The organism is Leptospira alexanderi serovar Manhao 3 str. L 60 (assembly GCF_000243815.2).
GTDB lineage: Bacteria > Spirochaetota > Leptospiria > Leptospirales > Leptospiraceae > Leptospira > Leptospira alexanderi.
Genome location: NZ_AHMT02000052.1, coordinates 179,782 through 195,000 on the forward strand (window position 1 = coordinate 179,782; position 15,219 = coordinate 195,000).

13 protein-coding genes and 1 pseudogene (1 of these 14 only partly in view) are annotated in these 15,219 nt (G+C 38.5%); 13 read left to right on the plus strand and 1 reads right to left on the minus strand.

Going from position 1 to position 15,219, the window contains the following annotated elements; genetic code table 11:
* Nucleotides 1-274 precede the first annotated feature (274 nt).
* The 12 genes and pseudogenes from LEP1GSC062_RS22275 to LEP1GSC062_RS17010 all read left to right on the plus strand — a co-directional run bounded on the left by LEP1GSC062_RS22275 (nt 275) and on the right by LEP1GSC062_RS17010 (nt 13,612).
* Nucleotides 275-1,582, plus strand: a pseudogene (locus LEP1GSC062_RS22275) (IS5 family transposase).
* A 235-nt stretch (nt 1,583-1,817) separates the two neighbouring features.
* Nucleotides 1,818-3,599 (plus strand): glycosyltransferase family 2 protein, encoded by a 1,782-nt coding sequence (locus LEP1GSC062_RS16955; protein ID WP_020985010.1) that lies wholly within the window; start codon nt 1,818-1,820, stop codon nt 3,597-3,599.
* A gap of 300 nt (nt 3,600-3,899) precedes the next feature.
* Nucleotides 3,900-4,460, plus strand: coding sequence for a dTDP-4-dehydrorhamnose 3,5-epimerase (gene rfbC / locus LEP1GSC062_RS16960; protein WP_010578325.1), 561 nt, complete (start codon nt 3,900-3,902; stop codon nt 4,458-4,460).
* A 3-nt stretch (nt 4,461-4,463) separates the two neighbouring features.
* Nucleotides 4,464-5,384, plus strand: coding sequence for a dTDP-4-dehydrorhamnose reductase (rfbD, locus tag LEP1GSC062_RS16965; protein ID WP_039942465.1), 921 nt, complete (start codon nt 4,464-4,466; stop codon nt 5,382-5,384).
* Nucleotides 5,385-5,388: 4 nt separating this feature from the next.
* Nucleotides 5,389-6,429 carry a dTDP-glucose 4,6-dehydratase gene (gene rfbB / locus LEP1GSC062_RS16970; RefSeq protein WP_039942467.1) on the plus strand — a complete coding sequence of 347 codons (1,041 nt, stop codon included), beginning with the start codon at nt 5,389-5,391 and terminating at the stop codon, nt 6,427-6,429.
* Entirely contained in the window at nt 6,430-7,314 is an 885-nt protein-coding gene (gene rfbA / locus LEP1GSC062_RS16975) for a glucose-1-phosphate thymidylyltransferase RfbA (protein WP_010578324.1), read from the plus strand.
* Between the two features lie 251 nt (nt 7,315-7,565).
* Entirely contained in the window at nt 7,566-8,534 is a 969-nt protein-coding gene (locus tag LEP1GSC062_RS16980) for a glycosyltransferase family 2 protein (protein WP_010578323.1), read from the plus strand.
* 5 nt (nt 8,535-8,539) lie between these two features.
* Complete coding sequence (locus tag LEP1GSC062_RS16985; protein WP_010578322.1) at nt 8,540-9,448, plus strand: glycosyltransferase family 2 protein; 909 nt, start codon at nt 8,540-8,542, stop codon at nt 9,446-9,448.
* 1,005 nt (nt 9,449-10,453) lie between these two features.
* Nucleotides 10,454-11,302, plus strand: coding sequence for a glycosyltransferase (locus LEP1GSC062_RS16995; RefSeq protein ID WP_010578321.1), 849 nt, complete (start codon nt 10,454-10,456; stop codon nt 11,300-11,302).
* A 39-nt stretch (nt 11,303-11,341) separates the two neighbouring features.
* On the plus strand, nt 11,342-12,736 hold the full coding sequence (locus tag LEP1GSC062_RS17000) for a DASS family sodium-coupled anion symporter (RefSeq protein ID WP_010578320.1): 1,395 nt from the start codon (nt 11,342-11,344) through the stop codon (nt 12,734-12,736).
* Between the two features lie 185 nt (nt 12,737-12,921).
* The gene (locus LEP1GSC062_RS17005) at nt 12,922-13,176 is read left to right on the plus strand and encodes a hypothetical protein (RefSeq protein WP_010578319.1); all 255 of its coding nucleotides are present in this window, start codon (nt 12,922-12,924) and stop codon (nt 13,174-13,176) included.
* A gap of 1 nt (nt 13,177) precedes the next feature.
* Nucleotides 13,178-13,612 carry a TA system VapC family ribonuclease toxin gene (locus tag LEP1GSC062_RS17010; RefSeq protein ID WP_010578318.1) on the plus strand — a complete coding sequence of 145 codons (435 nt, stop codon included), beginning with the start codon at nt 13,178-13,180 and terminating at the stop codon, nt 13,610-13,612.
* A 135-nt stretch (nt 13,613-13,747) separates the two neighbouring features.
* Here the strand turns inward: LEP1GSC062_RS17010 and LEP1GSC062_RS25945 are convergent, their stop codons facing one another.
* Nucleotides 13,748-14,089 carry a sterol desaturase family protein gene (locus LEP1GSC062_RS25945; RefSeq protein WP_020984948.1) on the minus strand — a complete coding sequence of 114 codons (342 nt, stop codon included), beginning with the start codon at nt 14,087-14,089 and terminating at the stop codon, nt 13,748-13,750.
* Nucleotides 14,090-14,419: 330 nt separating this feature from the next.
* On the opposite strand from LEP1GSC062_RS25945, the gene LEP1GSC062_RS17020 reads away from it, so the two are divergent.
* Nucleotides 14,420-15,219, plus strand: the 5' portion of a protein-coding gene (locus LEP1GSC062_RS17020) for a CapA family protein (protein WP_020985011.1). It continues 523 nt past the right edge of the window; 800 of the gene's 1,323 nt are visible here — the first part of the coding sequence; it begins with the start codon at nt 14,420-14,422; its stop codon lies off the right edge, out of view.

A 15,219-nucleotide genomic window follows, 5' to 3' on the forward strand; every position in this document is an offset into this window, starting at 1 on the left:
TTTGGAGTAGGTTTGATCATTTTTTATAAAATTTAAAAAAACATAAGTTTCTAATATAACTAACTATTTTTAATTTTATGTGTACTCCAATTAAAAATTCGAATGAAAAAGGTTACGTGAATTAATTTCGGAACGTTGTTTTCATTGAAGTAGTTAGTCGTCCCTGAAAAAGGGTTAAAAATACGAATAACGTGAATAAAACGCTATCCAAAGGGAAAGAATAAAAAACAAAATCACCGGAAAGAAGCAGAAGCGCATCCAAAACCCGGTGAAAATGAAACCAGAAACAACCTCGCAACGCCAGAATCAAAGTGAACTTTTTCGAAATAGATTAGACCAGATACTCGATCATAAACATCCGTTGTATCAATTAGCGAAGAAGATAGACTGGGGAAAATTTGAGAAAGAATTTGGGAAGCACTACACAGAGAAAACGGGTCGACCTGGATTGCCGATTCGCTTGTTAGTCGGCCTGCATTACTTGAAATACGCGTATAACGTATCGGATGAAGGTGTAGTAGAAAAATATTTAGAGAATCCCTATTGGCAATATTTCTGCGGGAATGAATATTTCGAACACGATTTTCCTTGTGATCCGACGAGTTTAGTAAAATGGAGAAAACGAATCGGCAGTGAAGGTGTAGAGAAATTCTTAGAAGAGACAATCTTGTTAGGACAACGAGAAGGTCAGATAACGCATCAAGAATTTACGAGAGTGAATGTAGATACGACGGTTCAGGAGAAAGCGATCACTTTTCCAACGGATGCGAAGCTGTATCATAAAGCCAGACACACGTTAGTTGAATAAGCCGTAAAAGAAGGCATCAAACTAAGACAAAGTTATAAACGAAAGAGTAAATTAGCACTCATTAAACAAGGACGTTATTCACATGCAAAACAAAGTAAACGGGCCAAGAAAGAAACGAAACGTTTAAAAACGTATTTAGCTCGAGTAAAACGCGACATAGAGCGAAAAGTAGAAAATCCTAATAAACGACTTCAATCTCTTTTAGAAATTTCCGAGAAGATTCTAACGCAAGAAAAAAATAGTAAAGGTAAAATCTACAGCGTTCATGCTCCGGAAGTGGAGTGTATCTCTAAAGGTAAAATTCATAAGAAGTATGAATTCGGTTGTAAGACAAGTTTAGTTACTACCAGTAAATCCAATTGGATTGTTGGCGTTCAAGCCTTGCACGGTAATCCGTATGACGGTCATACTTTGAAGAATGCCATCAACCAGATGGAAAAGATAACCGGCTTTCGACCTAAGGAGTGTTATGTGGATCAAGGTTACAAAGGAAACGATCATCATCCGGTCGATGTGGAAGTTCACCTTTCCAATAAAAGCAGAAAGAAAATGTCTCGTTGGCAAAGGAAATGGATGAACAGAAGAGCCGCCATTGAACCGATCATTTCTCATTTGAAACAGGGTCACAAGATGGATCGGAACTTTCTGAAAGGTCAAGAAGGAGATCGTATCAATGCCATCCTATCCGCTGCCGGTTGTAATTTCAGAAAGCTATTCCGAGCTTTCTTTTTGTTTCTGGATCAAATTTCTCTTTGGTGCAACCATTTTAATTAGGAGATCACTTTTTCAGGGACGACTAGTTAGAGTCTTTTTTCTATTCGGATACTATGAGTTTTGATTTTTATTATCTAAGTAAACTTGCCGATTACACAGAATAAAACTTTTCCTAACCAATTATAGCGACTTTTATATTGCTTGGTACTATTCGAAAGTTTGAAAAAGATGAGAATTGTATTTTGAAACAAATTATAAATTCTAAAACCTTAATGTGGCGGTATAAAAATTAAAGATGCGAACTTTATTTTTAGAGATCGGTAAATTTCGCCGAAAGTTAAAATACCTTTTAAGGCAGTATCAATATTATTTTTTCCTTTATTCTAGGAATAAAAATATTCATAAATCAGAATACTCTTATCGACCTTTGATTAGCATACTTGTACCCGTTTATAATACGAAAAGAAAGTATCTAAAGGAAATGGTTCGTTCCGTTGAGATGCAAACTTACGAAAACTGGGAACTCATTTTTATCGACGATGCTTCTCCGGATGAAAGACCCGGAAATTATCTGAAAGAACGATGTAAAGCAGATTCTCGAATTCGATATCTTCGTTCGGATAAAAATGGAGGAATCAGTTTAGCGACTCGGAAAGCGTTTGAATGCGCCGTAGGCGAATACGTTGCATTTCTAGATCACGATGATCGTTTGTCAAAAAACGCGTTATCGATCGTCTTGGAAGCTCTCCAAGAAGAAAAAAATAGACCTGAGTTTCTTTATTCTGACGAAATTTTTCAGTCAAAGATTCCCGGAGTATTTTCCTTATCTACAAAACCGGAGTTCTCGCCTGAAAAATTAATATCTCATAATTATATCTGCCATTTTGTGGTAGTTTCAAAAAACTTAATTTATCGAATGGGTGGAATTCGGGAAGGTTACGACGGAAGCCAGGATCATGAATTTGCGCTTCGTGCGTGCAGACATACCGATCGGATTAGAAGACTGCCATATTTTTTATACGTATGGCGTCTTCACGGAGAAAGTTTTTCAAGAAAAAAAGCAGAAATCTGTGAAGAAAGTTCTAAAAGGGCGATCTTAGAACATTATAAAGACAGAAGAGAAGAAGTGGAAAAAATCGTTTCAGGATATTATCCGTTTACCTATCATCCGATCCGTAGGTTGAAATTAAACAAATTGATTTCGGTTATTGTTCTCGATATAGAGGCTATACTGGGAAATGGCTTTCAAGATATTTATGAAATGATTAGATTGACTCCTTCCGATTTTCACTTAGAAATTTTTCTAAGCGTTGGAAATAATCGGACGAAATCTGAAATCCCTCAATCTGTTTTGAAAGAATTTCAAGATCGAGTTCGATTTAAAATACTTGAGTTTTCTGGCTCGGATCTTTCCGCTAAAAATATCAATTCAATTGTTTCTGATGCAGAAGGTTCTTACATTTTATTTTGGAATCCTTGTTTTAAACCGAAGAACGAGAATTGGTTGTATGAATTGCTGCAGCATGCGCAATCTTCTGGAATAGGCGCAGTTTGTCCGATTATTTTCAATCAGAAAAATGAACTCGTTTATTCTTCTTTGCTTCTCGGGAAAAAAGGATTCATTGGTATTGCAGGTAATGGAATTACAGTAGCGGAAGCTAAAATTTGGTCTGGAGAATTTATCGAGAAGAATGTTTCTGCAATTTCGCGTAACGTGTTTCTGGTATCTCGAAAGAATTGGGATTTATTAAACGGCCTTGATGAATCTTTTCAAAGTGATTATTGGGACGTGGATTTTTCTCTAAGACTCCTTGAGGAAAATTTTAGGATCGTAAGCAACCCTTTCTCAAGTTTTGTCTCTTCTTATACACTTAAGAGATCTTTTCAAGAATATGACCCTAAATATAAAATTGGTAGATCGGATCGAAAATTACTAATCAGAAAATGGGGAGGCTCATTGGAATCCGACAGATTTTATTCTCCTCATAGTGACTTATTAGGATCTGACATGTATCCTATAAATTTTTTTCATAGTTTGCAATATAAGATTTGCAGAAGAAGATGGGACCTAAACTGAGAGAGGGAGTGTAAAGAATCGATTTAAAATTTTACATTCTGCCCCAAAACTTAGAATTCCCAAAGAAATCGTCGGGAATAAATTCATATTTTCTGTGAATGAGAAAGATGAAAATTTTGATCGCGATCTCAAGCAATTAGGATTTTGTGGTAATCCTGAGATGTAGATTGGAAGATTTTATGAAACTATAACTTATCTCAAAAATAATTTACCATAGTCTCAAAATGTTTTTATTCGAAGACGAAGTGTTTTTTGTCATAGTTTTTGAACGATCTTATTGCCTGAAACAAGTTAATTTATATGCAATTCAAAAGATTTCCCATAGAAGGACCCGTTTTAATTGAACCCAAGGTTTTCGGAGATGAACGAGGTTTTTTCTTTGAGACTTTTAAGACATCATTATTCGAAAGTGAGAATATACCGACTCACTTCTCTCAAGATAACCATTCTAGATCTTCTCGCGGAGTATTAAGAGGAATGCATCTACAAGTTCCTCCCTACGAACAGGGTAAGTTGGTGCGTGTCGTAAGAGGCAAAGTCGTCGATGTGGTAGTAGACGTTCGAGTAGGTTCTCCAACTTACAGAAAATGGCTTTCCGTGGAATTATCCGAGGAAAATAAAAATATCTTTTGGGTTCCTCCCGGATTTGCTCACGGATTTTTAACCTTGGAAGACAAGACCGATTTTTTATATAAGGTGACGAAGGAATATAGTCCACAAAATGAGGTAGGAATTCGTTGGGACGATCCTACGTTAGGCATTCCTTGGAAAACATGGTTACCTGATTCTGAATTTATCGTATCTCCCAGGGATCAAGGAACTCCTTTTCTAGTCGATTTCAAAAGTCCATTCGTATATTAGAATATGATTTATTATACAGGAAAAAACGGTCAATTGGGTTGGGAATTGGCCAGACGATTCAAAACCGAAGGTTTGGAATCGGTCGGATTCGGAAGGGAAGAATGGGATCTAACGGATCTTAGTTCGGTCGAACGAATTTTGAAGGATTCTCCGCGGATCTTAATCCATTGCGGAGCTTATACGGCGGTGGATAAGGCGGAATCGGATTCGGAAAAAGCTTACGAGATCAATTCCTTATCGGTAAAAAGAATTTCGGAAGAATGCCTAAAAAAAAAGATCCATTTGATTTACATATCCACGGACTTTGTCTTCGATGCAAATTCAGAAACGGTCCGAGATACGATTCGCTTTTGGAAACCGAATTCGACTCTTTCTCCGAAAGGGATTTACGGATTATCGAAAGCGGAAGGGGAAGGATGGGTCCGAAATATATTTGCAGATTCTAGACAGGCCAATATTGTCCGTACTAGTTGGGTGTATTCCTCACACGGAAAAAATTTTCCGAAGACGATTCTGAAACTTTTGCAAGATCCCAATCATATTGAATTAAAAGTGATTGAGGATCAGTTAGGAAGGCCTACGTGGGCAGGAAGGCTTTCTGATTTTATAATATTCTTAATTTACGGAATTCTAAAGGGAAGGGTGTATCCGGAGATTTTACATTTTTCCAATTCCGGAATCGCGAGTTGGTACGATTTTGCGGTTGCAATTCGAGATATCTCACATTCTTTATCATTGATAGAGAATTTAAAACCGATTTCCCCGATTCCTACGGAAAGTTATCCCACACCCGCTCCGAGACCTAGATACTCAATTTTAGATTTGGATGAAACTCGAAAAATTTTCGGTCCTGTTCCGCATTGGAAAGAAGATTTAACTCTCTGTCTGAAAGAACTCGCCGAGATTTCCGGGAAAAAAGTATGAAAAAATTTTAGTCACAGGCGGGGCCGGTTTTATAGGTTCTAATTTTGTGAATCTCATTTTAAACGATACCAAAGAATATCAGGTAGTTGTCTTAGATAAACTGACTTATGCGGGAAATCTGAAAAGTTTGGAATCTTGGAGAAAGGATTCTCGATTTATTTTTGTAAAGGCAGACATCGCGAACAAGGAAGAGGTATTTTCGATCTTTCAAGAACATAGATTCGATTACGTGGCGCACTTTGCAGCAGAAAGTCATGTGGATCGTTCCATTTTGGGTCCGGAAGAGTTCATCAAAACGAATGTGTTAGGCACTTTTTATCTTTTGGATGCCGCTCGGTTACAATGGAAGGAATCTTATGAAGGAAAAAAATTTCTTCACGTATCCACGGACGAAGTGTTCGGGACTTTAGGAGATACTGGATATTTTACCGAAGAAACCCCTTATGCGCCTAACTCGCCTTATTCGGCCTCTAAAGCCAGTTCGGACCATATCGTAAGATCTTACTTTCATACGTATCATATGCCGGTCGTGACTACAAATTGTTCTAATAATTATGGTCCCTATCATTTTCCAGAGAAGTTGATTCCTTTGATGATTTTGAATTGTCTACAAGGGAAACCTCTTCCCGTTTACGGAGATGGAAAGAATATTAGGGATTGGTTATACGTTAAGGATCATTGCGAAGCCTTACGTCTTGCCTTGTTCCAAGGATTGCCGGGAGAGACTTATAACATAGGAACTAGAAATGAGAAAAAAAATATAGACATAGTGAATTCCATCTGTTCGATCATGGACGAGCTGCGTCCTTCCGGAGTTCCTCATTCTAGATTAATCCAATATGTCAAGGATAGACCTGGACACGATTTTCGTTACGCTATCGATCCTTCCAAAATCGAAAAAGAGCTAGGATGGAAGCCTAAATTCGGATTTGAATCGGCCCTTAGAGAGACGGTCCGGTGGTATTTAGACAACGAGTCTTGGTGGAAGGAAATTCTTTCCGGTCAATATAAAGAATATTATGAAAATCAGTACGAGAAACGTTAGATGAAATCAAGAAAAGGAATCATACTCGCAGGCGGCTCCGGAACAAGGCTTTATCCGGTTACATACGTCGTTTCCAAACAACTTTTACCGGTTTACGATAAACCGATGATTTATTATCCACTAACAACGCTTATGTTGGCTGGCATTCGAGAGATACTCTTGATTTCCACACCTCAGGCAACTCCAATGTATCGAGAACTTTTAGGAGACGGAAAACAATGGGGAATTTCCATCGAATATGCGGTTCAGCCCGAACCGGGAGGATTGGCGCAAGCATATTGGATCGGAGAGAATTTCGTCAAAGAAAATCCTTCCGTTTTGATTCTAGGAGATAATATCTATTTCGGTCATGATCTTTTCGCTCTTTTGGAAAACGCTTCAAAAAAGACGAACGGTTCGACTGTATTTGCATATCCAGTCCAAGATCCGGAAAGATATGGAGTGGTGGAATTTGATTCGGCAAGGCGCGCGATTTCGATCGAAGAAAAACCTGTTAAACCGAAGTCCAATTACGCGGTCACGGGATTGTATTTTTATGACGAGGACGTCGTAAATATCGCCAAGTCAATCAAACCTTCCGCAAGGGGAGAATTGGAAATTACCGATGTAAATAAAGTCTATTTGGAGCGAGGAACATTGAGCGTTCAAGTGATGGGGCGCGGATACGCTTGGTTAGACACAGGAACTCACGAATCTCTTTTAGAGGCATCAGTGTTTATAGAGACGATCGAAAAAAGACAGGGTCTTAAAGTGGCCTGTCCGGAGGAAATTGCTTTTAGGAAAGGCTTTATTGACGGATCCCAACTCGAACAGTTGATAGTCCCTCTCAAAAAAACCGGATATGGAGAATATCTTACGAAAGTGCTCCGAGAAAAGATCTACTGAGTTCGTGAAGATTTTATGTTTTAAAACTCCGCGAAGTTTTCTGTTTTTGTCTTAGAGTCAGTCTTAAAACATCAGAATGTAAGAACTTTTACATAGGATTATTGAAAGTTTTGTCTCTCCGATTAACAAAGCGGATCCAATCATTCGTTTGAATGTAAAAGAAGTCGTACAAGATTTAATTTTTCAATAACTCTGTTATGTGTGGACGCTAATTTTTACAGAATTGAGTGGATCGAAATTTAAGTTTTTGAATGCAATATTATAATATTATAACAGTTACATACAATTCCGGAAAATACGTTTCCGCATTAAACGATTCCATCAAATTGCCTCCCAATTGGACCTGGGTAATTTGGGACAATGATTCCAAGGACGATACGCAAGAACAACTCAAACGGCTTTCCAAAAAAGATAGAAGATTGGTCCATTTTAGTTCCAAGAATTTAGGTTTTGCGGGGGGAAACAACGAGGCGGTCAAAGCCGCACCGAAATCGGATTGGACTTTATTTATCAATCCGGATTCTCGTTTGAGTGACGATTTCTTTTTGGAATGCGAAAGAACGCTTGAGTCCAAAGGAAGAGAATATTCCATCGTTTCTTTTTTGATGCTCAAGGAAAATCGGGGGGAACTAATCGACGGGGCGGGTGATATCTATCACGTCTCGGGGGCCGCATGGAGAAGGGGATATAATCGAGTTCTCTCCGAAGAGTATTTGAGAGAAGCGGAAATTTTTTCCGCATGCGGAGGAGCGATGGCCATTCGGACGGAAGTTTATGAAAGATTGGGCGGGTTCGATGCTGATTTTTTTTGTTATATGGAAGATATTGACTTAAGTTTCCGTGCGAGACTAGTCGGAGAACGGGTTCTTTTTAGTCCGAATATCAAAGTCTATCATCACGGATTTGGGTCCACGGAAGAGAAAAGTGCGTTTTCCCTCTATTACGGTTTAAGGAACGCGTTAGTCGTCTATTGGAAAAATATGCCTTTGTCTTATGCTCTACGTTATATATTTCACCACATACTTTTTTTCGGAGTGAGTATCTGTTTCCATGTCTTCTTTACGAGTCCGAAAATACTGGGAGTGCCATTCGGATTTTTACGAATGATACCCGGATTGATTCGTAAAAGGTCGGAAATTCGTAAAATGCACGACGGTCGGTTTAACGAAACTTTAAGATGGATGAATCGTAGGTGGTTTGCTCCTTTTCGTAAAAAGTAGAATGTATGTTAGAGAAATTTTCTCCGTTAGCCGTTATAGTCACTTTCAACCCGGATTTTAATTTTACCCACAAAAATATCCAAAACTTAAATTCGAATTCCGTTCCGGTTTTAGTCGTAGATAACCGATCCGCAAACGTATCTTCAATCCGTTCCAAGATTGGAAAACAAAACGTACTTATAGAAAACGAATCCAATCTAGGTTTAGGGTTCGCTTTAAATCGAGGAATCGAATACGCACAAACGAATCGATATACACATGTTTGGTTGTTCGATCAGGATAGCTTTTTGGAAACGTCTGAGATTCGAACTTTTCTGCAAAAAGTCGGGGAATATGGGATACAAAAGTCCCGGAACGAGAAAGTCGCGTCTTTCGGTCCTAATATTTTTGATACGATCAAAAATCGTAATATTTACGGAATTCGGGAGAACGAATCCGGAATTTTGAACGCGGAATTTCTAATCACTTCGGGAAGTTTTTATTCCTTGGATGTTTTTAAAGACGTGGGTTTGATCTATCAGGATTTCTTTATAGACTATTTGGATTACGAGTGGTGCTTTCGGGCGAATTATAAAGGTTACGTTCATAAAATCGTTTCCAAAGTGAGAATGAACCATTCCATAGGAAACGACTCCAGAAACATTTTGGGACTTTTTAAAGTAGCGATTCATTCTCCTTTTCGGTGGTATTTTCTGTTTAGAAACGGAATGTATCTATGTAGAATGTCCCATATTCCATTTCGGTTTAAATTAGAGGTGGTTTTTAAAGCGATTTTTCGTTTTTTGATTCTACCCATTTTTTCAAATTCGAAATATCAGACCTACCGTCATATTCTGTGGGGAATCCGTGATGGGGTTACGAAAAAACAATCGTCCTTTTATAAACATCTTGTCGGTAGAATGTCCCAAAATTAGGTCGATGATAAATCCGACTTATCGTCTTTTGTTTGGTATTTGGATTATACTACTCGGACGTATGAAAATGGTACCAAGAATTAACGAGCGATTTTTACAGAGATATAGAAGTCTCACAAAATTGCGCCGAATCCAGAATTGTTGGCTTTTTTAAAGAAGATCTAATATTCTAACTTTTGAAACAAACTTATTACAGTATTCTTTTTATGCGTCCGAGTAGTAAATCGCTGATTTGAAAATTCGTACATTAGAACCGGTATCAAAACCTTAGAATGTGGGAACTCCTACAATTTTAAACGACGGAAAAAATCGCACAGAAGCGGCATAAACTGTCAATGCGATGTAAACTGTGGGGACTCCCATATTTTTTAGAAACTTGCGGGATCGTTTAGATATATTTTTTTGAGGTTTTGGGACGAGTTCTAAGCGATTCGGATTTAGAACTTTAAAACAATTGCATATAATAATATACGACTGATCCTAATCGTGTTAACCCTAACATCGAATATGTGTGCTCCTAATAAATTTTTAGGAAATTCGGAATGGACTAGAAAGGTTCGGATCGGGCTATGACGGTTTTTGCTCTGACCTCATGTCGTGTCTAAGAGCGAATTTTTTTTCATAGAGTAAGTTCTTTGTAACTTTCACGCGAGAATTTTACAGTTTTTTCAAGTTTCACTCTGAAAACGTAATTTGTGTGAATTTCTCCAGCTCTTGGATTTTGAAAGTTGAAACGAGCCGATAAATTTTGAATTGAAAGCGAATGATTTAAAAAATAGAATTTAATTTTTATTCATGCGAAAGCAAGAACGACGTATAAGGTTATTTTTGATTCGCTTAAAAAATTTCTTACTGTTTTGTATGAAGTTTTGTATAAAAATTTCAAGAAAATTAAAAGTTCTAAATTGTTTCGTTATAATATGACGTTGATTTTCGCTTCAGGTTTGTTGGAAAAGGCGCAAAAGAAGAGTTTTAAATTGATAAAATTTCCTTGAGGATTGAATTTTGGATTTTGGAATTACCGTTTCTATCGTATTATATAAACCGAATTTATCTATTTTTAAAGAATCGTTTTTTTCGCTTCTAAACTCAATCGCATATCAAATCTCTCATACTTCAAAAACGATTCGATATAAAATCGACGTGTTGGACAATTCTCCCCTATGGGGAGAGGAAGTAAAAGCGATATTGGACGGCTTTGCGAAGGAACCTTCGTTAAAGAATCACGTCGAATTTCGATATATTCATTTCCCCGAAAATCCGGGTTATGGAGTGGCGAACAATCGTTCCATTTTAAAATCGGATACAAAATTTCATTTGGTTCTTAATCCGGATATTAAGATGATTCCGGAAACATTGAAGTTGTGCGTTCGTTATCTGAGCGAACATCCGGAATGCGATGCGGTGGTTCCATCCGTTTGGGATTGGGAGAACGATCAGAATGGAGAACGTAAGATGCAGTTTTTAGTAAAATCTTATCCTACCGTTTTCGTTTTGTTTCTGAGATCCTTTGCTCCAAGTATTTTTAGAAAATCGTTTCGTAAATATTTGGATCAATACGATCTTAAGGAAAAGGATTGGGAACAAGCACAGGAATTTGTACCTCTTGTAAGTGGTTGTTTTATCTTTGCGAGGACCGAATCTTTACAGAGAATCGGCGGATTTGACGAAAGATTTTTTTTGTATTTCGAGGATTTTGATCTTTCGATGCGTTTGGGCCGTAAGGATTACTTTCCGAAGATCCAAATTTTTCACAAGGGTGGAAACTCTTCTAAGAAAGGTTTTTTGCATATTAGACTTTTTATTATTTCCGCGTACCGATTTTTTATGAAATTCGGCTGGAAGTTTATTTAGAATATTATAAAATTCTATTTTTATCTTTTAAATATCCAAATGAAACGCAACTTAACTTTGATTATTGGAACTTTGCTCTTAGTCGGAATTTTATTTTTTGTTCAGGTCCGTTTTGAATTTCCTTTAAGCGTAGCCATTATGATCTGCATTTTCGTTTTGGCCGCTGTTTTTTGGGTGACCGAACCGATTCCCGGATACGCCACTTCGATTCTCGTTATCTTTTTGGAAATTATCTTTTTTGCGAATCCTATCGGCATTCCGGGTTTTGTATATCCTCAAAATAAAAATCCGTCCGCTGCGATCTTTCTTTCTTCTTTGGCGGATTCTTCGATTATACTATTCTTGGGCGGTTTCGTATTAGCAAAAGCCTGCGTAAAGACGGGTTTAGATCGTTTTTTTGCCAACCGGATCATTCGTAAATTTGGGGTGAAGAGTCATCAGGTGCTTCTCGGTTTTATGTTCACAACCGGATTTATATCAATGTGGATGAGCAATACGGCGACCACTTCTATGATGATCGCCCTTTCTTTTCCTTTGTTACAGATTTTACCGGAAAAGGAACCGTTTCGAAAAGCATTGATCCTGGGAATTCCGTTTGCGGCGAACATAGGAGGAGTAGGGACCCCGATCGGATCTCCTCCGAATATCATCGCGATGGGAATCCTTAGACAACAAGGTATTGTTATTCCTTTCGGAACTTGGATGTTTTTTGCGGTTCCTCTCGTAGTCGTTTTAATTTTATTCGCTTGGTTTCTTCTTTTGAAGTTATTTCCGCAGAAGGATTCCTTGAACTTAGTAGTGGAGTTTCAAGAACCGGAAGGGGGAGCGAAATCCTTTTCGTTCAGGACGACTTCCGCGATTTTTTTAGGAACCGTCGTTCTTTGGTTCACCGAAAATTTGCACGGGATTCCTGCGGGAGTAACCGCGTTATTACCGTTGATTCTATTTCCCGCATTCGGAATTTTGAACGAGAAAGATATAAACTCTTTGGATTGGTCCGTTTTAATTCTGATTGCGGGCGGAATCGGTATCGGAGTAGGTTTTCAGCAGAGTGGAATGGGTTCCTGGTTTTCGGGAATCCTAAGGCCTATTACAAAACCAGAATATGCAGTAAATGTATTGTTCTTTCTTTGTGTTCTGACTCTTCTGTTGAGCACTTTTATGTCGAACACCGCTGCGACAAATCTTCTGGTTCCATTTGCGTTTCCACTTTCTACGGTACTTTTTCCCGGATCAAACGCGTATCTTTTGGAAATATGTTTGGGAATCGCTCTTACCGCTTCTCTGGCCATGTCTCTTCCTGTAAGCACTCCTCCCAATGCGATCGCATATTCGGTCGGGGGATTTGAAATCAAGGATATGATTCGCGCAGGTTTGCCGGTCGGAATTTTCGGTTTGATTGTCGTCCTAACGGCGTATTTCACATTTTTGTAATTTATTTTTCTTTAATTTATTTCAAACCTCTCCTTTAAATTCTCCCCTTTACTCAAAATTTTTCCAAAATCGACCGTAATTCGATTGGTTTTGGAATGAAAATCTTTTAAAATCGGACCTTAAAAAGTCCAGAAGCTAGGAAATTTGCTTGAAAAATCCCATATTTACGGGACAATATAGATGTGATGAAAACTACGTTGGAAATACCGGATCTATTGTATAAGAAAGCGAAGGTAAAGGCCGCAGAAAGGGGAATTTCCATGAGAGCCTTGTTTATCGAGGCTTTGGAACACAATCTAAAAGTGGAAGAGGCGGTCAAAAGAGGAAAGGCGGCGTCTAAACTCGCAACCAACAGTTACGGATGGCCCGTGCTTTCCAAAAAGAAAGGAGTAAAAGTAACCAACGAAATCATCAATACAATCATGGAGGAAGAAAATTAGAATGGGATATCTTTTGGACGTAAACGTTTTGATCGCGCTCTCCGATTCCAATCATACCTTTCATGAAAAGGCCTGGCAATGGTTTGATCGGAAGGCAAAGAACGGTTGGTCGACTTGTCCGATCACTCAAAACGCTTTGGTTCGAATTATGAGCCATTCTTCCTATCCGGGAAGTCCGGGAGGGGTCGAAGTCACTTCGGCGATTTTACACTCTCTCTTAAAAGTAAAAGGTCATCGATTTATTCCGGATAACATTTCGATCGATTCTCCTTCATTTTATCTCAACATCGCCTCCGTAAGTTCCAAACAACTTACGGATATTTATCTTTTGGCTTTGAGCGCCAACCATAAGATAAAATTCGCCACTTTCGATTCTAAGATTCCTTACGACGCGATCGACCGGGGAAAGGAACATTTGGAGCTGATTGGGGCTTAGACAAATGGCGCCACCTTCTGGACTTGAAAATCGTTATTCAAGAAGTTAAAAACAATGATCGAACCTGCGAGATAAATGGATGCAGGATGATTTTCCGAATTTTTTTACACCAAACACGCGTTATACTAGATTTCGTCATGTGGTATTTTGCCGAATTGTTTGTGGTAACCTTGCGCGCAAAGTGCCAAATAAACGATCCCATACAATTGAATAAAAACCGAAATTGTGATTCATATCCTGATGATGTTGCGCATGAAATGAACTTCCTGCAATGTAATTGATAATCGGGATCCGGCCCAAGAATGGTCCTACGCCAAGGTGACCGATCGTGCCGAATGCTACGTTAAGAAAAAGATAAGCCGACATACCGAACCATAAAGTCGAGTAAACGGCGATAACAAATAACCAAAGTGAGCCAAATCCGATATTCTCGACGGGGATTAAGAGAGAATAACGTTCCCGGTCGATGCAGTCCATTATATAGAGATCAGTAACGTATTGAAGCAAACATTGATTAGCCAAACAGATATCGTAGCCGGAGTTAAGGCAGGTGGAGGTAAACAAATGGGACGTAAGTAAAAGTGAGAGATTGCCAATCACTATCACGAGAATCAATATAACAACGTTTTCGATAAGAAAGATTAAAAAAACGTTTTGCCACAAGATTGATGTCAATCAACGGATGATTGGATTCTCCATGTTTTTAATTACCCTTGCTTGCGTACGTGTCAGGAGCTTTATTCATTAAGCTCTGTAAAGTCCTAAAAAAACCTTTCCAATTCGGATTGGAATTTGTAACCTATCTTCGTGTCTGATTTCTCGTTTTTAAAACGAATTTTATCAAAAAAAAATCCTTGTCGTTCTTACTTAAACTTCAGTCCTATATTTCGTTTTTACGAGACAAACTTTCGTTTCTGTCGTAGGTCCTTGTTTCAGAAAGGCCGTTTTTCTACGTTTGCGGTTATAGGTCTTTTTTATATTTTTGCGGGCTGCCTTCCCGAATTTTTAAAGGATTCTTCTTCCCAAAATTCCGAGACAAATTCCCCGTCGGCTCTCGCGGTTTTTCAAGACAAAATCGATTCCGTTTTACATCCAGAGCATAATCACGATCCGGAATTGCTCAAAGTTCTCGCGGGAGGGGACGTTATGTTCAATTGGGGGATCCGGGATACGATTCAAAAACACGGAGAGATTGCGCCCGTAAAAGGTCTAAAATCCCTTTTTAGCGAAGTCGACTTTAGAATGGTCAATCTGGAAACTCCCGTCGTTGCCTCCAAAACGGAAGAATCTAAAAAAGCTTATATTTTTACAGCTCATGAAAAGGATTTGGATTCTCTTAAATTTTTGGGAGTGGATATGGTTTTCCTCGGAAATAATCATTCCTTTGATCACGGTCAAAGAGGAATGGACGAGACTCTTAGTATATTAAATAAGAATAATATTCTTAACGTGGGTGCGGGAAAAAAACTTCCGCAGGTTCTGAATCCTCTAAATTTAAGTTTGAAAGGTACAGACCTACGCATTCATTCCGTGACCGCGATTGCCGAACGGTCTCACTATGCGACTCCCACGAAGTCGGGTGTGGCTCCTTTTCTGCTTCCCTCTTT